Genomic DNA, 19,108 nt, shown 5'->3' with positions numbered 1-19,108 from the left:
GGCTACTGATAGCTCGCCACGATATCGGACACCGCGCGTTCAAGCTGCTTGGCAGTAGCGCATTGGCGGACCACCGTGCAAAAGGTCGAATAGCGCGGCATTTCGGAATCGCCCCAGCCCCAGGCCATGCGTCCCTCGGGATTGAGCCAGACCAGCCGTTTCGACCGTTCGGCAATTCGACGAAGGATATCCGCGCGCGGATCGAGATTGTTGCTGCGGGCATCGCCGAGCACGATCACGGTGGTCTGTGGCGTGATCGCGCTCATCCACTTATCCTCAAAGTCAGCAAGCGAACTGCCGTAGTCGGAGGAGCCGAAACCGACTTTGGACATGATCTCGGCCATCGCCTCTTCCGGCGATTTGGATTCCAGGATGTCGCTGACTTCGATGAGGTGTCCGGAGAACGCGAACGAGCGGACGTCGTCCACCACCTCGTGCAGGCTATGGATCAGCAGCAGGAAGAAATCCGAAACCCGCGCCACGGAGCCCGAAACGTCGCACAGCGCCACGATCTTCGGCTTGTCGCGATGCCGCCGCTTCCACGCGGTGAGGAAGGGCACGCCGCCCCAGGCGGCGTTGCGGCGGATGGTTCGGCGGACGTCGAGATGGCCGCGGCGCTGGCGCTTGCGCGGCTTGGAATAGCGCTCGCGCAGGCGGCGCGCGATCTGGCGGATCAGATGCCGCATCTGTTCGACCTGCCGAGGCTCGATCCGCGATAGCGGCGCATTGCGCAAAATTTCGTTGCGCAAGTTTTCCGCTTCCTCGCGGCCGTACAGCATCAGCGCCTGTGAGACGGTGTCGCGCACCGTGCCGCGCAGCCCGTCCAGCGCGTTGGTCAGCCGCTCCGCCAGCGCCGGGTTGGTCGCGGCGAGGTTATCGAGATCGTCGCGCAGGCGCTGGATGCCCATCTGGTCGAGGATGCGGCCGGAGAAGATGCCGCGCTGCGTGAAGTAGCGGATGTCGGACAGTGAGGCCGCGCTCGCCGCGTTGGCAATCGCAGCCGAAAGCTGGTTGCGATCCTGCGCCAGCAGCATCTGCGCGAGTTCGCCAAGCCCTTCCGCTTGCTCGTCCCCGCCGCCTGTCTCGCATGGTGAATCGGATGCCGCGTTGGAGCCCTGCCCATCCTGCTCGTTCGGCTTGCCATCTTCGGGTGGCGATAGCGGCTCGGGCTGATCGAAGAACAGGTCGAAGCAATCGCCGAGCGCCTTCTTCTCATCCTGCGTCTTGGCGAGCGTCAGCAGAAAAGTGTCGCGCAGGATCGCTCGGTCGGTAAAGCCGACCTTGGAGATGGCCCGCATTGCGTCGATGCTTTCCGCCGGCGAGAGCCTGACGCCTGCGCCCCGCGCCGCACGAAAGAAGCGATGCAGGTTCTCGCGCATTCGCGCCTCACCCGAAGACGTTTTGACGCGAGGCCTTGGCGATGAAGGTGGAGACCTGCGGCATGGTGGCCTCGATATCCGCCTCGTATTTCAGGAGAACGTTGAGCGTATCCTTGACCATCTCGTGGCCAAGCTCGGGCGCCTGCAGCAGCACCAGCACGCGCGCCCAGTCGATGGTTTCGCTGACCGACGGCAGCTTCTTCAGATCGAGCGTGCGCACCTCGTGGATGAAGCTCACCATCTGCTTACGCAGCGCCTGCGAGATTCCTGGCACCCGGCTTTCGACAATGCGCTCCTCCAGCTTCTGCTCGGGAAAGCCGATGTGCAGATGCAGACAGCGCCGCTTCAGCGCGTCGCCGAGGTCGCGCTCGCTGTTCGAGGTCAGGATCACGGTCGGCGGCGCGACCGCGACCACCGTCCCGAGTTCCGGAATCGTGACCTGGAAGTCGCTGAGGATTTCGAGCAGCAGCGATTCGAATTCGGCGTCGGATTTATCGATTTCGTCGATCAGCAGGACGCAGCCCGCGGGCTGCTCCAGCGCCTGCAACAACGGCCGCGGTTCGACGAACTCCTTGGAGAAGAACACGTCGCCGAAATCGTGAAGCTGGTTCAGCGCCGCTTCCAGCGTCGGCGCGCCGCCGAGCACTTCGCCGAGCTTGTCCTTCAGGATCTGCGTGTACAGAAGCTGCTTGGCGTATTTCCACTCGTAGAGCGCTTTCGCCTCGTCGAGCCCCTCATAGCATTGCAGGCGGATCATCTTCATGCCGCGCCAGGCGGCGATCGCTTTGGCCAGCTCGGTCTTGCCGACGCCGGCCGGACCTTCGACCAGAATGGGCTTTTCGATCTGCTGCGCCAGATAGACCGCGGTCGCGATCTGGCGGCTCGCAATATAGCCTTGCGCCGCAAGACCGCTTTCCACTGCCTCGATCGAGGTCGAAGGCCTGATATCAGCCACCGGGTTTCAACTCCGAATTCGATGATTTCGGAATGTTCTGCCTGCGTTCCCGGCAAAGAACAAGCGCCGTTTGGTCATAACGAGCGCGCAGTTCCGCTATTTTCCGCCTAGCGCAATGCCAGCCCGGTCGCTGCTTCCAGTTCATTAATCGCCTGCGCCGCATTGACCACCTTGATCGTGGTCATGCCCATCTCGCGCGCCGGCTTCAGATTGACGCCGAGGTCGTCGAGATAGACGCAGTTCTTGGGGTCGACCTTCAGCGTTTCAACCATCATCCGGTAGATGCGCGGGTCGGGCTTTCGAAGGCCGATTTTCGCGGATTCGATGACATGGTCGAACAGTGCCATCACTTCGGCGACATAGAGTGTGCGCCCGCTGTGGCTGCCGATGGCGTTGGCGGGCAAGTTGTTGGTGATGCAGCCGGTCTTGAACTTTGCTTTCACGCGCTTCAATGCCTCGACCATTTCGGACCGCAGATCGCCGGACAGTAGCGGCAGCACGTCCTTGCCGCGAACCGCCGCGCCCAGCGCCAGCGATTCGGCCGCAAACAATTCGTCGAAGGCTTCGATATCGACCTCAGCGCGCTCGAATTTTGCCCAGGCATTTTCCAAATGATTGGCGGCGTTGGTGCGCCGGATGATGTCGGCCGGCAGCCCGCGCTCGGTCTCAAACCGCGTGAACGCCTCGAATGGCGAGGTGGTGAGCACCCCGCCGAAATCCCAGATAACTGCCTCGATCATCATGTCCTGCCTGAAGTAGCGCTCCGGGGAGCGGCTAACACGGATTGACCGCCCGAACCAGCCCGATCGCCGCGCTTGGCGATGCGCGCCGCACAAGCTATTGCTGCGCCGATGAAGATCCTGCCTCGAATGATTACCGGCCTGGTGCTGCTGCTCCCTGTTCCTGCCCATGCCATCGTCGGCGGTGGTGCGCCGTCCACCGAAGGTGTGGCCCGCTCAATCATCACCATCGTCGGATCGCGCGGTAATTTCTGCACCGGGGCCTTGATTGCGCCAAGGCTGGTGTTGACGGCGGCGCACTGCGTGCAGCCCGGCGCAGAATACAAGATCGTCGAATATGGTACGGACAGGCAACCCTCGCTGCACGACGTGAAGAGCATCGCCATTCATCCTGGCTTCAACATGCAGGCGATATCAGGACATCGCGCAACGGCGGATGTCGCGTTGCTGCAATTGGCGGCGTCGCCCAAGGGAAAGACGACGGCCGCGCTCGGATTGCCTGATATCCCGATCAACGTCGGCAGCCGCTTTACGATCGCGGGCATCGGCGTAACCATCCGCGGCGACGGCAAGAGCGGCGGCACCATCCGCCTCGCCAGCCTGGTCGCGACCGGCAGGCCGGGAACGCTGCAGATCAGGCTGGTCGATCCGGTGGGGCAGGGCACGCGTGACGGGCTCGGCGCTTGCACGGGAGATTCCGGCGCGCCCGTATTTGAGGACAAGCCAAGCGGTCCCGTTATCGTTGGTGTCGTGAGCTGGCCGACCGGGCCTAACGGCAGCGCAGGTTGCGGCGGTATGACTGGGGTGACGCCGCTGACGCTGTATCGGGATTGGCTTTTGCAGACAATGCAAAAGTGGGGCGCGGCGTTGTAATCACTTCCGTCGTCCCTGCGTGCGAACGCAGGGACCCATAACCACCAGCCCACATTGTTGAAACGCAGCCGTCGCCCCGAGTGCCCATTCTGCCGGCCGCGGCGTATGGGCCCCTGCGTTCGCAGGGGCGACATGTTGAGAGGTTCTCGCCTCTATTCTGTCGTCCCTGCGAACGCAGGGATCCATACGCCGCGGCCTATCGGTAAGACGACAGGGCTAGTTATCTTCGTAACAATTAGCGCCGGTGGTTATGGGTCCCTGCGTTCGCAGGGACGACGAAAACTGCCGAACCAGTCACCTAATGCCCCGCCGCCTTGTTCGCGGCGGCGTTGTTCAGCACGATCAGGCCATCCACAGCCACGCCGAGCTTGTTGTTGATCAAAAACGGATTGACGTCGATCGAGGCGATGCGGTTGCCGGCATCCGCCATCAGGTTGGAGAGGCCGACCAGCGCCTTCACGGCGGAAGGCTCGTGCAGCGCCGGCTTGCCGCGATAGCCTTTCATCTTGATGCCGGCCTTGGTCTTGGCGATCAACTGTTTTGCTTCGGCCTCATCCAAGGGTGCGCCGGCAAGCGCGACATCCTTCATCAGTTCGATATCAACGCCGCCGGTGCCGAACAGCACCACGGGACCCATCTCGGCGTCGAGCGAGGCGCCGACCACGAGTTCGAGATCGGCCTTGACCTGCTGCGCGATCAGAATGCCCTCTAGCTTTGGCTTGCTCTTGATCTTCTTCACCCGCGCGGTGATTTCGGTGAATGCCTTCTTCACCTCGGCCGCGCTGTTGAGGTTCAGCACCACGCCGCCGATGTCCGACTTGTGCAGGATGTCGGCGCTGACCACCTTAGCCACCACGGGGAAGCCGATCTTCTTGGCGATCTTGACGGCTTCCGCCGCGGTCTGCGCAATCTCTTCCTTCGAAACCGGGATGCCGTAGGCTTTCAGCAGTTTCTTCGACGCGACCTCGTCCAGCGCGGCGGCGCCATTGGCGGCCTTGAGCGTCTTCTCCAGCATTGCGCGCGCGGAAGCTTTCGAGCTCGAGACGACGTCAGGCACCTCCTTGCGCAAGGACGCATATTCGATCAGCGACTTGATTGCCCCGACCGCACGGTCGAGGCCCTGCATCACAGCGACGTTCGGAAGCGACTTGCGCAGGGCCTTGGTGAACTCTGTGAACCCGATCGACATCGCGCTGATGTAGACCACGGGCTTATTGGCGGCGCCCGCCATCTCGTTGACGAGGCGCAGATTGCGCTCGCGCAATTCGTGCGGTGCTTTCGGCAATTCGGCGTCGATGATGACGATGTCGGTGTCGGGATCGTCGATCATGATCTTGATCGACTTGATGTAGACGGAGGGGTCGACCACGGCGGCAAAGCCGGCATCGAGCGGATTGCCGACGATGCTGCCGGGCCCGAGCATCTGCGTCAATTGTGCCGTCGCATTCGGGCTCAGCGGCGCGAAGTTCAGGCCGGCCGAATAGAACGCGTCGATCAACAGGCCGCGCTTGCCGCCGGAGAGGGATACCGCGGCGAGCCGGTTGCCCTTGGGCGGATCGGCATGGACGAAACACTCGGTGGTCTCGATCAGCTCGTCCAATCCGCGGACGCGGATCACGCCTTCGCGGGTCGAGATCGCGTCGAAGGTTTCGATCGAGCCCGCGAGTGCGCCGGTATGCGCCATTGCCGCAGCGCGGCCGCCTTCGGAGGCGCCTAGCTTGAGCGCGATGACCGGCTTGCCGGCAGCCCGCGCGGCCTTGCAGGCTTCGCGGAACACTTTCGTGTTCCGGACACCTTCGAGATAGACGACGATGACGCGGATCGAGGGATCGGCCGCGAAATAGGTCATCAGGTCCGGCGACTCGAGCCCGGTCTCGTTGCCGGTCGTCACCATATAGCCGACGCCGACGCCGCGATCCTCCAGCGTCTGCCGGATCGCCATCACGATCGCGCCGGATTGGCCGACAATTGCTACCGGTCCAGCCTCCATCGTGACGATACGGTCGTCGATGTTGGTGAACAGTTTTTCGCCCGCGCTCAAATTGCCGAGGCAGTTCGGCCCAGTGACCGCAAGGCCGGTTTCGCGCACCGCCTCTTTCAATTCGATCGCCAGCCGCTGGCTCTCCTCGTCCTGCAACTCGCTGAAGCCTGAGGTGACGATGGTGGCGGAGCGCGCGCCAGCCGCCGCGGCATCGCGGATCACCTGCACAGCGAAGCGCGCCGGCACCAGAACCAGCACGTGATCGGGCTTCTCCGGCAGGCTCACGAAATCCTTGTAGCAGGGCACGCCCCAGATCGTTTCGCGCTTGGCGTTGACTGGAAACAGTCCGCCTTCGTAACCGTATTTGATCAGATTGTTCCAGATGCGCTCGGCATAGTTGCCGGGCTTGTCGGTGGCGCCGACCAGCACGATGTTGCGCGGGTGCAGCATAGCATGGATGCTCTTGACGATGTCGCTGGCGTCAGGCGATGGCGACCATTTTTCGACCGTGTGCGATGCGGTGCTTGCCTGAGCGTCCATGGATATCCCTACCTCTGTTGTTCTTGGCCGCGGCGATCGAGAATGATCGTCCCGCCGTGATTTTCTTTTGATTGGGACCTTTTTATTGAGCCTTGGCGAGGGTGGCAACACGCGTTGCGCGATGAGCGCCATTCGCGCCGCGCAAGATTTCCCGGCTCACAGAATTCAGTGCGTATCTGATACGGGTCCGATCATCGTGGCGTGCACAAGATAGCGCTCCGGCCCCTGTGTCAGCGCGTCGAACGGCCAGCAGGTCGACAGCACCAGCTCATGCCCGCCTGCGAGCGGATCGATGCCGGAGGCATCGAAGCGCACGACCGAGGTCGTATCCACCCGATAGCGGAACGTCCGGCCGTCACGTCTGGTGACGTCGATTTCGTCACCGAGGGCAACGTTTTTCAGGAAAGCGAAATGCGTATCGCGATGCGCCGAATAGACGGCGACGCCGCGTTCGCCGGCGTCGGGTGTCTGTTCGACGTGACCCGGGCCGAAGGCGAGCGCCTGACCGCTGCTGCCTGCGAGCACGATAGCGCGGGCACCGAGCCGCTTTACCTCGATACGAGCAACCGGCCAGGTGTCGGCCCACGACCACGGCTTTGTCTCGCGCCCGGTTGCGACGGTTTCCTCGAAGGCGCGTTCGAGCAGGACCTGTGCGAGCAGCGCTTTGGCGTGGATGTACGCCCCTTGGCCGAACAGGATCAGGCCGATGAGTGCGAGAAGGAGAGGGAGGACGAATCGCATGGACACTCTCCCCGTCATTGCGAGCCAACGGGTCGCGCGAACGCGCGCCCGATGACAGGCTCCGTGAAGCAATCCACCTCTCCATGCGGGGATAGATGGATTGCTTCGTCGCTTTGCTCCTCGCAATGACGGTGGTTGGAGAAAAAGCGGCGCGCGCGGCTCTGGGGGGACGGATGGAAGCCGCGCGCGCTCTGGAAAGAGGAGGTCGGGGGTCCCTCCTCCTTTCAGCCGACGTCAACGCAGTGACATCTGACGTCGATTGAACACCAAGACGATCAGGCTGAACGTGAGCAGGATCACGCCCGCAATCATCTTCAGTTCGGCATCGGTCGCCGTCCTCGGCAGCGTAACCGTGCTGGGCGCTGCGGTGGCGACCGGCTGGGCGCGCTTCAGCGCCGCGATCTGGACCCGCGCCTCGTCCGTATCCGCGCGCCGTTCCATCGGCATTGCGGGGGCGCGTGGGCGCTCGCCGAACACTTTTTCAAAATCCCAACCCGCCGGCAGGTTGATCGGCAGTTCCGAGACCTTGAGCGGCTCCCCTTGCGGACGGCTCGGCGTCTTGTCGACTGCGACCAGGCTGGTCAGCCGCGTGACGAGTTGATGCTCGAGCGCCAGCGCCAGAATCGCCTTATCCGCATCTTCCGGGGTCGCCTGACGCGTGGTGCGCGCGACTTCGGCGTCCGCGATCTTGCGGCGCGCCCAAAGTTTCGAGAGCCCCTTGCCTTCGGCCGCATCTGCCAGCGGCAGGGTGACACTCCACGGGCGGTCGCCAATGCGGCCCCTGATTTCGACCGAGCCTGCGAGCTTGTCGAGCCTTGCCGCGAGCACCAGCGGCTCGTCGCGGTAGACGTCCGGAATCGCGGCCGGCGTCATGTCGGCACTGGCGTCGGAGAATTTCGCGACCAGATTGGTCACCGCGGGATTCTCCAGCTTGGCGAACAGCCCGCGCATGCGCTCTTCAACCTGCTCGACCGAGCCGATATGGGTGAAGGTGCCACGGCCGAGTTCGGTGGCGCGCGTCATCAGGTAGGTGTTCGGCGCCGAGCCGATGCCGACCATGAAGACACGCGAGCGGCCGCGTAGCGCGCTGATGGTTTCAAACAATTGCTGCTCGTTGCCGATCGCACCATCGGTCAGAAACACGACCTGCCGGACGTAGTTGGTATCGCCGGCCTTGTCGGACAGCGCCGCGCGCATCGCGGGCACCATTTCGGTGCCGCCATTGGCTTGCAGTGCGCCGACGAAAGAGGTGGCCCGGCCGATATGCTCGCTGTCGGCCGGCACGGCTGACGGAAACAGCAGATCCATGGTGTGGTCGAAGCGGATCACGTTGAAGCGGTCGTTCGGCTGCAGGCGGCCGAGCGCGTAGATGAGGCTCGCCTTGGCCTGGATGATCGAGACGCCGCCCATCGAGCCGGAATTGTCGATCACGAAGATGACTTCGCGCGGCATAGGTTTTTGCTGCGCCTGTTCGACCGACGGCGGCGTGACGAAGGCGAGCAGGTAATCGCTGTCGCCGACGCGCTCGCGGAACAATCCGACCGATGGCGCCGTCTCGGCCACGGGCTTCCAGGTCAGTTCGAAATCGCGATCCGCCGGCACCGGGCCTTCGGCCAATCGAAGAACGCTCGTATTCGCGTCCGGCTTCTCGGTTTTGATCGCGTGATGGTGGCTCTTGATTTCGCCGAGCGGGAAGCCGGCCTGCAGCCGCACGGTGATACGGGTCGGGTTGATCGGTGCGTTGGTCGCGGGGTCGAGCACTTCGGGTGAAATGCGATCGCGATCCGGAACGGGATCGGACTTGATCGCCCCCCAGCCGCCACCCGGCTTGAAATCGACGCTTTGCACGACGGGCGCGGGATTGTAGCGTGGGGCCACCACCATCGGCACCCGCAGCGAGAACACGTCGCCGGATTGTTGGATCGGCTCCTGATACTCGATCTGCACCAGCACGGTTTCGCCAGGACCGATATTTGCGACCGAGTTGGTGAAGATGTTCGGCCGCTCCTGTTCGGTCAGCGCCGCTTTCTGCCCGTTCTGCTTCGCCTGTTCGTAGATGGCCTTCGCCTGCTGTCGCTCCTTGATGTCGCCGACCACGACGCGGTCGCCGATCACCATCTTCAGCGAATCGACCGCGCCTCCGGCCGACAGCGGGTAGACATAAACCGCCTCGACCCAGTCTTTCGAAGGGTTGCGGAAAATCTGGGTGACGCGGGCACGAACGGTCGGACCCGACACGGTGAGATCGACGTCGACACCGAGCCGCGAAGCGTCGGCATATCCCTCGTCGATCTTGAGGAGTAGCGAGCCGGCGCGTGCGTCGCCGGGCTTGAGGAAATTGGATTGCAGGCGCTCCGCCGACCACACCGGCTCGAAGCTCAAAAATAATGCCGCAAATCCGACCAGGATTACGGCAACGCCTTGTATCACAAAGAACAGCACCAGCCTGACCAGGCTGGGCCGTTCGTTGCGTTTGTCGGCCTCGATGTCATCGCATGTCGTCATGTCGCTCTCTCCCGCACGGCGATTTTGCCGCGTGAGAGGGTGTGGAATTCAGCGATTTGGCGCGAGCGGAATGATCGGCCTTGTTCCGCCACCGGCCAGCGCGGCCCGCCACGGTCGAGGCGGCCTTGTGCGGGTTTGTGATGGATTGTGCGTCTGTTACACTGAGCATGATCCCGAAAGGTGGGCACCGGTTATCGGAAAAAGATCATGCCCAAAGGAGGCAAGCAGGGGTGACGATGCCAGCGCCGGACAAGCAGCTTTCCGCCGAACAAAGCCGGCAGATTGCCGACACGATTCGTGAGGAGATCGCCCGCCGCCGCATCTCCCGGCAGTCTCTGGCAGAGCTTGCAAAACTCAGCCTGTCGACGCTGGAAAAAGTGCTGGGTGGCCGCCGCCCGTTCACCCTCGCCACCACCGTCCGGCTCGAGCAGGCGCTCGGCGTTTCCCTGCGCAAGACGCCGGAGGCGGCAGCGCCTGTGGCAGCCATCAACGGCGAGGTCGCGCCCGATGGCTTGGGTGCCTACTCGCGCCGTGCGGTCGCCTGGATCGAGGGAACCTATGTCACGGTGCGTCCCTCGTTCGGCGACAAGGACGCGATCTTCGCCTACCGCACCGAGATCACCTGGGACGATGCGGCGTCTTCCCTGGTGTTTCACGAGAGCGAACGGCAGGACGCTGCCTTCACCCAGTTCGGCGAAGTGGCGGTGCCGAACCAGTCCGGCCACATCTACCTGGTCACCAACCGGCACGGCCAGCATCGCCTGATCACGGTGGCGCACCTGGCGATTTCGGGCGAGATGTACGGGATCATCACGACGCTGCTCGCGGGTCGCGGCTCGTTGCTGACGCCAATCGCGGCACCAATTGCCTATTTGCCGATCAAGATGGTAGCTCATCCGACCTTTGGCAGGGTTTCGTGCGACGATCCCAATTATTCGCTGTACCGCCAGCATTTGCGGCGGACGACAGATGAATCCTTCGCGCTGTTCCTGTCAGGGTAGTTACGAGGCAAGCTTGTCGGTGGCCTTCGGCGCGTTGAACTGCTGTCGCAGCGTCGGCTTGTGAATCTTGCCTGTCGCATTGCGTGGCAGCGCATCGACGAACTCGATCAACCTGGGACATTTGAACCGCGCCAGATTGGCCTCGCAGTGCGCGTGAATTTCGGCAGGCGTCAGCGTATGGCCCGGCTTGACCGCCACGATCGCCATGCCGACCTCGCCCCACTGCTCATCGGGAATGCCGATGACGGCAGCTTCGGCGATGCCTTCAAGCTGATGCAGCACGCTCTCGACTTCGGCCGGATAGACGTTTTCGCCGCCGGAAATGTACATGTCCTTCCAGCGGTCGACGATGTAGTAAAAACCTTCCTCATCGACGCGCGTGGCGTCACCGGTGTGCAGCCAGCCGTCGGTGAAGGACGACTGGTTGGCGTCCGGCCGGTTCCAGTAGCCGGGCGTGACGTTCGGCCCCTTGACCCAGAGCTCGCCGAGCTCGCCGACATCCGCGTCCGTCCCGTCGGGACGGACGATCCGCACTTCCGTATGCAGCACCGGCTTGCCGGACGAACCGGCCTTGCGCGCGGCGTCCTCGCGGTCGAGTGCCAGCACGGCCGGCGACGTCTCGGTCATGCCATAGCCCTGCTGCAGGGCGACGCCGCGCTCTTCCCATACTTTCAGGAGCGGAACCGGCATCGGCGCTCCGCCGACGCCGCCGATCACCAGGCGGCTGAAATCGGCGGTCGCGAACGAAGGATGCTGCGCCATGAACTGGTAGATCGCCGGCACGCCGAAGAATTGCGTAATGCCGTAGGATGGGTCGCTGATCAGTTGCAGCGCCTGGCCGGGATCGAACGCGCGCATGATTAGCACGGTGCCGCCGGCATGCAGCACGGGATTGGTGTAGCAATTGAGTCCACCGGTATGGAACAGCGGCAGCACCGTGAGCAGAACCGTCGACGGCGAGACATAGGCAGGGCCGCCGAGATTGACGCAGTTCCAAAAGGTCATGCCATGGGTGATGATCGCGCCCTTGGGCTGGCCCGTCGTGCCCGAGGTGTACATGATGGTCGAGATGTCGTCGTGCGTGACGCTTTCGAACCGGTCGAGCGGTTTGGATGCCGCGATCGCCGCTTCATAAGAGCCGCCGGGGCCAAGCAGCAGCGCGGATGAAACGTTGCAGAGCTTCGCGACGGTCAGCGCGACTTCCGCGAGATCCGTGTCATGGACCATCACCTTCGGCGAAGAATCGCCGACAATGAACTGCAATTCGGGAACCGTAAGCCGCGTATTCAAGGGCAGGAAGACCGCGCCTAACCGGCCGCAGGCGAACTGCACTTCGAGCGTATCGGTGGTGTTCAGTGCCAGCACGGCGACGCGGTCGCCACGCTTGACGCCGAGCGCATCGCGCAGATGCGTGGCAAGACGCGAAATGCGGCCGTCGAACTCTGCGTAGGAGAGGCGGCGGTCACTCGCGAGGTCGATGGCTGCGATCTTGCCCGGCGTGCGGCGGCCGAAATGGGCGATCCAGTCGTAATAGCGAACCGAGGGCATACTTCCTCCAGGGTGGAACGGTCTTGCGCCGCTCGATACCGGCGATCTTATCTCGTTTTATCTGATGAAGCCGGCATATCGGTGTAATGTCTTGCGTTGTGTGGCTGGCCGCATCGCCAAGTAGGCCGCAGCCGCTCAACGCAAGTTTGCGCGGGCCAAATCGGGGCATCGTAATCCTTGCGGAGGAAAGCCATGCTGGAGCGCACAAGGGTGCAAAGCCCGTTCTACACGGCGGATCACGAAGCGTTCCGCGACGTGATGCGCCGCTTCGTGGCGCGGGAGATCGAGCCCTATGCCCATGAATGGGACGAAGCCGGCGAATTTCCGCGCGAGCTCTATCGCAAGGCGTCCGATATCGGGCTGCTCGGGCTCGGCTTTCCAGAAGAGTATGGCGGTGTGGCCGCCGACCAGTTCATGAAGATCGTGGCGTCGCAGGAACTGGCGCGCGCCGGTGCGGGCGGGGTCAGCTCCAGCCTGATGAGCCACACCATCGGCTCGCCGCCGATTGCGCGCGCCGCGCGGCCCGAGGTCAAGGCGAGGGTGTTGCCGCAGGTGCTGTCGGGCGAGAAGATTTCGGCGCTCGCGATCACCGAGCCGAGCGGCGGCTCCGACGTCGCCAATCTGTGCACCAAGGCGCGGCGCGATGGCGACCATTATGTCGTCAGCGGGGAGAAGACCTTTATCACGTCGGGCATGCGGGCCGACTACCTGACGGTTGCGGTGCGCACCGGCGGCGAGGGACCGGGCGGCGTCAGCCTGCTGCTGATTGAAGGCGATACGCCGGGCCTGTCGCGGACGAAACTGAAGAAGATGGGCTGGTGGGCGTCGGATACCGCAACCCTGCATTTCGACGAGTGCCGCGTTCCGGCCGAGAACCTGATCGGCGAGGAGGGGCAGGGTTTCAAGCTCATCATGCAGAATTTCAACAGCGAGCGCATGGGCATGGCGGCGAGCTGCACGGCCTATGCCGGTGTCTGCGTCGAGGAGGCGATGGCCTATGCCAAGCAGCGCAAGACCTTCGGCAAGCCGATTGCGCAGCACCAGGTGATCCGTCACAAGATCGTCGACATGGCGCAGAAGGTCACGGCCTCGCAGGCGATGCTGGAAATGTTGGCGTGGCGGCTCGGGCAGGGCGAGAGCCCGGTCGCCGAAATCTGCATGATGAAGAACCAGGCGACCCAAACCATGGCGTTCTGTGCCTCCGAGGCTGTCCAGATTTTCGGCGGCGCCGGCTTCATGCGCGGCGTCAAGGTCGAGCGCATCTATCGCGAGGTCAAGGTCAACGCCATCGGCGGCGGCACCGAGGAGATCATGAAGGATCTCGCCTCGCGGCAAATGGGGCTGTGACAATTTCGCTCAGCCCGGAATCCATTGGGCCGCAAGTACTGTCGCGTAATGGATTCCGGGTTCAGCCCTTTGGGCTGCCCCGGAATGACGAAGGATAGATTAAAACATGCTCTTCATCGCCGACCACGACGAACCCCGCCGTATCTTGCAAAAATTCATCGCCGCCGAGATCAATCCCTTTGTTGACGAATGGGAGAAGAACGACATCTTCCCGGCGCATGAATTGTTCAAGAAGCTTGGCGACCTCGGCTTTCTCGGCCTCAACAAGCCGGTCGAATACGGCGGCCAAGGACTCGATTATTCCTACGCGCTGATGATGGCGGAAGAGCTTGGTGCCATCAAATGCGGCGGCGTGCCGATGGCGATCGGGGTGCAGACCGACATGGCGACGCCGGCGCTGGCGCGGTTCGGTTCTGATGAGGTGCGCCGTGAATTTCTCGCGCCGGCGATTGCCGGTGATGCGGTGGCCTGCGTCGGCGTCTCGGAGCCGGGCGCCGGTTCCGACGTCGCCTCGATCAAGACGCAGGCGCGCTCCGACGGCGACGATTACGTCATCAACGGCGGCAAGATGTGGATCACCAACGGCGTGCAGGCCGACTGGATCTGCCTGCTCGCCAATACCAGCGACGGCCAGGTCCATCGCAATAAGTCGCTGATCTGCGTGCCGATGAAGACCAAGGGCGTGCAGGTCGCGCGCAAGCTCGACAAGATGGGCATGCGCTCATCTGACACCGCGCAGATCTTCTTCGACAACGTCCGGGTGCCCAAGCGCAACCGGATCGGCGAGGAAGGCAAGGGCTTTACCTACCAGATGGTGCAGTTCCAGGAGGAACGGCTGTGGGGCGCGGCGGCCTGCCTGAAGGCGCATGAATTGATCATATCAGAGACGATCGAGTACACTCGCAACCGCAAGGCGTTCGGAAAGTCGATCCTCGACAACCAGACCGTCCATTTCAAGCTGGCGGAGATGCAGACCGAGGTCGAGCTGTTGCGCGCGCTGGTCTACCGCGCCGCTGAGGCGTTGATCGCGGGCGAGGACGTGACGCGGCTTGCTACCATGGCCAAGCTGAAGGCCGGGCGCTTGGGGCGCGAACTCACCGATGCCTGCCTGCAATTCTGGGGCGGCATGGGCTTTATGAACGAGACGCCGGTCAGCCGGGCCTATCGCGACAGCCGCCTGACCTCGATCGGCGGCGGCGCCGACGAGGTGATGCTGACGGTGCTATGCAAGATGATGGGCACGCTGCCCGGCATGAAACAGAAATAGCGGCGAAACGCGATTGGCCATTCAGGCACACGGCGGTGGTGGCACCAGCAATGACTTCGGCTTGGCCGCGGCCTACGCCACCGCGCGTCTGCTTCGGCTGGCTGATGGCCTGGACGAAGTCCACCGCAATCAGATTGCCCGCCTTGAACTGCGGAAACACAGCAACGCTTAAGACGGATGTCTGTTCGCGCTGCGCCTGCGTTCGGGTGTGCCATAGCGCTTCAGTAATCCGCGCGCCCAAGCTGCGACAGGGCAACCAGCGCTTAGACGCAAGACCCGGAACGTGGTCCTCCTACATTTTATCCAACGCCTGCGCAAAGCAGCCGAGATGCAACATAGTCTGGGAGGAAGGCATGACCTCGCTCAACCGTCGTACGCTACTTGCTGGTTCGGCGGCGGCAGGTGTTGTGGCGCTTGCGGGCCCCTCTCGTGCCGAAGACACTCCCGGCGTTACCGCGACCGAGATCAAGATCGGTTGCACCACTTCGCTGAGTGGTCCGGTGTCGGCGTTGGGAACGATCGCGAAATGCTCGGACGCTTATTTCCGCATGATAAACGATCAGGGCGACATCGCCGGCCGCAAGATCAACTTCATCTACTATGACGATGCATTCAATCCGGCGAAAACCGTCGAACAAACCAGAAAGCTGATCGAAAGCGACGATGTCGCCTTTCTGTTTTCGATGCTTGGCACGGCGCCGAACTCCGCCGTGGTCAAGTACGTCAACTCGAAGAAGGTGCCGCATCTGTTCCTGTCGGTGAACGGCGACAAATGGGGCGATTACCGGAACTATCCCTGGACCATGGGTTTTGCGCCGAGTTCACGAACCGAAGCGCAGATCTTTGCTAAATACGCGCTGAGCCAGAAGCCCGATGCGAAGTTTGCCTTGCTCTACCAGAACGACGACCTCGGCAAGGATTTCGTCAACGGCCTGCGCGACGTGCTGGGGCCGCGCTACGATTCCATGGTGAAGGCAGTGTCCTACGAAGTCACCGATCCGACGATCGATTCCCAAGTCGTCGCACTGCGCGCCAGCAACGCCGATGTTCTGATCTCGGGCGTCACGGCGAAGTTTGCGGCGCAGTCGATCCGGAAGGTCTTCGAACTCGACTGGAAACCGATGCATTTCGTCACCAGCGGCGCCGCCTCGGTGGCCTCGACCATCATGCCGGTCGGGCCCGAGCGCGCGGTCGGCGTCATCACCTCGGTGTATATCAAGGATCCGTCCGATCCGGCGTGGGCGGAAGATCCCGCGACCAAGGACTACTTGAAGTTCATGGCGAAGTATTACAGCGAAGGGAATCCGAAGGAGTTCCTCAACGCGTACGGGTATACGGTCACATCAGTGCTGCGCGTATTGCTGGAGCAGTGCAAGGGGAATTTCAGCCGCGACAGCATCATGCGCGAGGCGAACAACCTCAGGAACGTCGAGGTCCCGACCCTGTTGCCGGGCGTGCGTGTCAACACCAGCCCTACCAACCACCATCCGTTGCGTCAGATGCAGTTGCAGCGCTGGGACGGAAAAGGTTATGTCCGGTTCGGCAATATCATCGAGGGGGCAGATCTCTGATGCGGCACGCGCCGGACGTATAAGGATGTCGTTGCGGACGGCCTGCCGGCGTTCCAGACTGCCAATCAAGAAAAGAGGGAACGCCTGATGATCACGCTCTATCACTGCGACGGCGCGCGCTCGTTCCGCCCGCTCTGGATGCTGGAAGAGATGGGCTTGCCCTACGAGTTGAAGATGCTGCCGTTCCCGCCGCGCGTGCTCGCCAAGGAATATCTCGCGATCAACCCGCTCGGCACTATTCCGTTCATGATCGACGGCGAGACCAAAATGACGGAGTCCTCCGGCATCTGCTACTATCTCGGCACCAAATACGGACCGACGCCGCTGGTGGTAGGGCAGGATGATCCGGCCTATGGCGCCTTCCTGAATTGGATGTATTTCAGCGACGCCACGCTGACCTTTCCGCAAACGCTGGTGCTGAGATACAGCCAGCTCGAGCCGGAGGAACGGCGGAACCCGCAAGTTGCCGGCGATTACGCGAAATGGTTCCTGGGCCGGCTGCGCGCGGTCGAGGCAGCGACCGCCAATGCCGAAAACCTGTGCGCCGGCCGCTTCACCGCGGCCGATATCGTTAACGGCTATGCGCTGCGGCTGGCCGGCAATATCGGCCTGGACCAGGATTTCGGGCCGAATGTCAGGGCCTATTGGGCCCGGTTGCAGGAGCGCGAGGGTTACCAGCGCGCGGTTGCGGCGGAACGCAAGGCCGGCGTCGAGCAGAACGTGGCGCCGCGGGTACGGGCTTGAAATGGAGCCAATTCGGGCCGCGAATTAACCTTTGCCGATCGGTGACAGCCCACGAATTTCCGCTATGGTTGACCCATCGCAGCGGCCAAAGAGCCGCGCGAGGAGGACGAGCCATGGACGGTACCGGCCACAAATCCGGCCATCTGATGCTGATCACCCCGGAACGCGTGTTCTACGCCGGTCTGCTCGGTCGGCCCCGGCAACGCTGCTCGGGCGCCTTCAACATCTATGTTGCGATCGAGGGCGGTCTCTGGCTCACCACGGCCGATGGCCGCGAAACCCATGGCGACATGGTCGCTCTGTTGCCGAACGTCAGGCACACCATCGCCAGCGATCATCGCTCGGTGCTCAGCGTCGTCATCGAACCGGAGAGCGTTCGTCCCGGTGTGCTCGACGATCTCGCGACGCGCCTCGCGGGGCCTGAGGGCGCGGCATTCGCCAGCCGCATTCGCGCCGCCTATCGTGAACTGCGCGAGCATCACGCCGGCTGTGAGTTTTCCAGTGCCGAATTCGATCGCCTGTGCCTTGGCGAAGTCTTGCCGCAACGTGAGCTCGATTCTCGCGTGGCGCGCGCGATCGTGCAGATCGGAAAATTCTCCGGCGAGCCGGTGACGGCGGCAAGCTGCGCTGCGGAGGCCGGATTATCGCCGTCGCGGTTCCTGCATCTCTTCAAAGAGCAGACCGGGATATCCTTCCGCTCGTTCCGCGCCTGGAAGCGCGCGCGGCATTTGCTGCATTTCGCCAACCAGGACATCAACCTTGCGCATCTCGCGCAGGATATCGGCTATCCCGATTCGACGCATTTCAGCCACTCGATCCGCCGCTTCTACGGGCTGAAGCCGCGCGCAATCTTTTCAGGCTCGCGCGATCTCGCGATCTATAGCCACGGCCGTGCCGGCGCCGACAATAGCGGGTTGACGCAAGAAGCCGGCTGATGCGGCACGCATGATCGCGCCGGATGTTCGCGATCTCTCGCGTCCCGTTCCGAAGGTTGATCCATGGGCGACAAGGCCGTCATTACCTGCGCGCTGAACGGCGTGTTGACCGATCCAAAGCAGCACAACGTGCCGGTGACGCCGGAGCAGATGGCGCGTGAGGCCAGGGCCGCCGTCAACGCCGGCGCCAGCATCATGCACATCCATCTGCGCCAGCAGGAGCCGAACAAGGGGCATCTGCCGTCCTGGGACGTCAACGTCTCCAAAGAGATCCAGCAAGCCATCCGTGAAGCCTGCCCCGGCGTCATCATCAATCACACGACAGGCACGTCGGGTCCGAAATATCAGGGAGCGCTCGACTGCGTGCGCGAAACCAGGCCCGAGATTGCCGCGTGTAATGCCGGCTCGCTGAACTATCTCAAGGTGAAGTCCGACAACACCTGGGCCTGGCCGCCGATGATGTTCGATAATGCGGTCGAGAAGGTGCAGGACTATCTCGACGCCATGAAGGAAGCGGGCACGATTCCCGAGTTCGAATGTTTCGACGTCGGCATCGTGCGCTGTGTCGGCATGTACGTGCAGACCGGCATGTATTCCGGACCGCTCGAATATAATTTCGTGATGGGCGTGGCGTCAGGCATGCCGGCGGATCTGGAGTTGCTGCCGATCCTCTTGAAGCTGAAATTGCCGCAAGCGCATTGGCAGGTCACTGCGATCGGCCGTGCCGAAATCTGGCCGCTGCACCAGCGCTGCGCCGATCTTGGTGGACATCTGCGCACTGGGCTGGAGGATACCTTTTATCTTGCCGATGGCACCAAGGTGACCTCGAACGGGCAGTTGATCGAAGCCATCGCCGCCTGCGCACGGCGTGCGGGCCGTGAGATCGCGAGCCCGGCTGAAGCGCGGCAGATATTTGGGACAAGGCATTGAGCTGTCATTCCGGGGCGCGAAGCGAACTATAGGGCGCCCTTGCGCCCCCTG

At 62.8% G+C, this 19,108-nt stretch carries 15 protein-coding genes and 1 pseudogene; 9 read left to right on the top strand and 7 right to left on the bottom strand.

Annotated features, from left to right (window positions below):
* Positions 1-2: 2 nt before the first annotated feature.
* The 3 genes from V1273_RS32795 to V1273_RS32785 form a co-directional block, all read right to left on the bottom strand.
* Complete coding sequence (locus V1273_RS32795; RefSeq protein WP_334412000.1) at positions 3-1,379, bottom strand: vWA domain-containing protein; 1,377 nt, start codon at positions 1,377-1,379, stop codon at positions 3-5.
* A 7-nt stretch (positions 1,380-1,386) separates the two neighbouring features.
* Entirely contained in the window at positions 1,387-2,334 is a 948-nt protein-coding gene (locus tag V1273_RS32790) for an AAA family ATPase (protein ID WP_334411999.1), read from the bottom strand.
* Positions 2,335-2,441: 107 nt separating this feature from the next.
* Complete coding sequence (locus V1273_RS32785) at positions 2,442-3,077, bottom strand: HAD-IA family hydrolase (RefSeq protein ID WP_334411998.1); 636 nt, start codon at positions 3,075-3,077, stop codon at positions 2,442-2,444.
* Positions 3,078-3,185: 108 nt separating this feature from the next.
* Between V1273_RS32785 and V1273_RS32780 the strand changes: the two genes are divergently transcribed.
* Complete coding sequence (locus V1273_RS32780) at positions 3,186-3,947, top strand: S1 family peptidase (protein WP_334412309.1); 762 nt, start codon at positions 3,186-3,188, stop codon at positions 3,945-3,947.
* A 298-nt stretch (positions 3,948-4,245) separates the two neighbouring features.
* On the opposite strand, the gene V1273_RS32775 is transcribed toward V1273_RS32780, so the two are convergent.
* The 3 genes from V1273_RS32775 to V1273_RS32765 all read right to left on the bottom strand — a co-directional run bounded on the left by V1273_RS32775 (position 4,246) and on the right by V1273_RS32765 (position 9,714).
* Positions 4,246-6,468: an acetate--CoA ligase family protein gene (locus tag V1273_RS32775; protein ID WP_334411997.1), complete on the bottom strand. Its 2,223-nt coding sequence runs from the start codon at positions 6,466-6,468 to the stop codon at positions 4,246-4,248.
* Positions 6,469-6,633: 165 nt separating this feature from the next.
* Positions 6,634-7,209, bottom strand: coding sequence for a class GN sortase (locus tag V1273_RS32770; protein ID WP_334411996.1), 576 nt, complete (start codon positions 7,207-7,209; stop codon positions 6,634-6,636).
* Positions 7,210-7,443: 234 nt separating this feature from the next.
* Positions 7,444-9,714 carry a marine proteobacterial sortase target protein gene (locus tag V1273_RS32765; protein WP_334411995.1) on the bottom strand — a complete coding sequence of 757 codons (2,271 nt, stop codon included), beginning with the start codon at positions 9,712-9,714 and terminating at the stop codon, positions 7,444-7,446.
* 236 nt (positions 9,715-9,950) lie between these two features.
* On the opposite strand from V1273_RS32765, the gene V1273_RS32760 reads away from it, so the two are divergent.
* Positions 9,951-10,715 (top strand): helix-turn-helix domain-containing protein, encoded by a 765-nt coding sequence (locus tag V1273_RS32760; RefSeq protein ID WP_334412308.1) that lies wholly within the window; start codon positions 9,951-9,953, stop codon positions 10,713-10,715.
* On the opposite strand, the gene V1273_RS32755 is transcribed toward V1273_RS32760, so the two are convergent.
* Positions 10,716-12,263, bottom strand: a complete 1,548-nt coding sequence (locus V1273_RS32755; protein WP_334411994.1) for an acyl-CoA synthetase — start codon at positions 12,261-12,263, stop codon at positions 10,716-10,718.
* Positions 12,264-12,455: 192 nt separating this feature from the next.
* Here V1273_RS32755 and V1273_RS32750 point away from each other — a divergent pair, with 192 nt between their 5' ends.
* From V1273_RS32750 to V1273_RS32720, 7 genes and pseudogenes are all read left to right on the top strand, one after another.
* Positions 12,456-13,610, top strand: coding sequence for an acyl-CoA dehydrogenase family protein (locus V1273_RS32750; RefSeq protein WP_334365467.1), 1,155 nt, complete (start codon positions 12,456-12,458; stop codon positions 13,608-13,610).
* Positions 13,611-13,716: 106 nt separating this feature from the next.
* Positions 13,717-14,877, top strand: coding sequence for an acyl-CoA dehydrogenase family protein (locus V1273_RS32745; protein ID WP_334411993.1), 1,161 nt, complete (start codon positions 13,717-13,719; stop codon positions 14,875-14,877).
* A 16-nt stretch (positions 14,878-14,893) separates the two neighbouring features.
* Positions 14,894-15,049 (top strand): annotated as a pseudogene (locus tag V1273_RS32740) (acyl-CoA dehydrogenase family protein); the annotation flags it as partial.
* A gap of 181 nt (positions 15,050-15,230) precedes the next feature.
* Positions 15,231-16,448 (top strand): ABC transporter substrate-binding protein, encoded by a 1,218-nt coding sequence (locus V1273_RS32735; RefSeq protein WP_334411992.1) that lies wholly within the window; start codon positions 15,231-15,233, stop codon positions 16,446-16,448.
* An 87-nt stretch (positions 16,449-16,535) separates the two neighbouring features.
* The gene (locus V1273_RS32730) at positions 16,536-17,192 is read left to right on the top strand and encodes a glutathione S-transferase family protein (RefSeq protein WP_334379896.1); all 657 of its coding nucleotides are present in this window, start codon (positions 16,536-16,538) and stop codon (positions 17,190-17,192) included.
* Between the two features lie 113 nt (positions 17,193-17,305).
* Positions 17,306-18,127: an AraC family transcriptional regulator gene (locus tag V1273_RS32725; RefSeq protein WP_334379897.1), complete on the top strand. Its 822-nt coding sequence runs from the start codon at positions 17,306-17,308 to the stop codon at positions 18,125-18,127.
* 63 nt (positions 18,128-18,190) lie between these two features.
* Positions 18,191-19,057 carry a 3-keto-5-aminohexanoate cleavage protein gene (locus V1273_RS32720; protein WP_334379898.1) on the top strand — a complete coding sequence of 289 codons (867 nt, stop codon included), beginning with the start codon at positions 18,191-18,193 and terminating at the stop codon, positions 19,055-19,057.
* Positions 19,058-19,108 lie beyond the last annotated feature (51 nt).

It is taken from the genome of Bradyrhizobium sp. AZCC 1721, assembly GCF_036924715.1.
In the GTDB taxonomy this organism is placed as follows: Bacteria; Pseudomonadota; Alphaproteobacteria; order Rhizobiales; family Xanthobacteraceae; genus Bradyrhizobium.
This window is presented reverse-complemented; position numbering and strand designations above follow the sequence as displayed.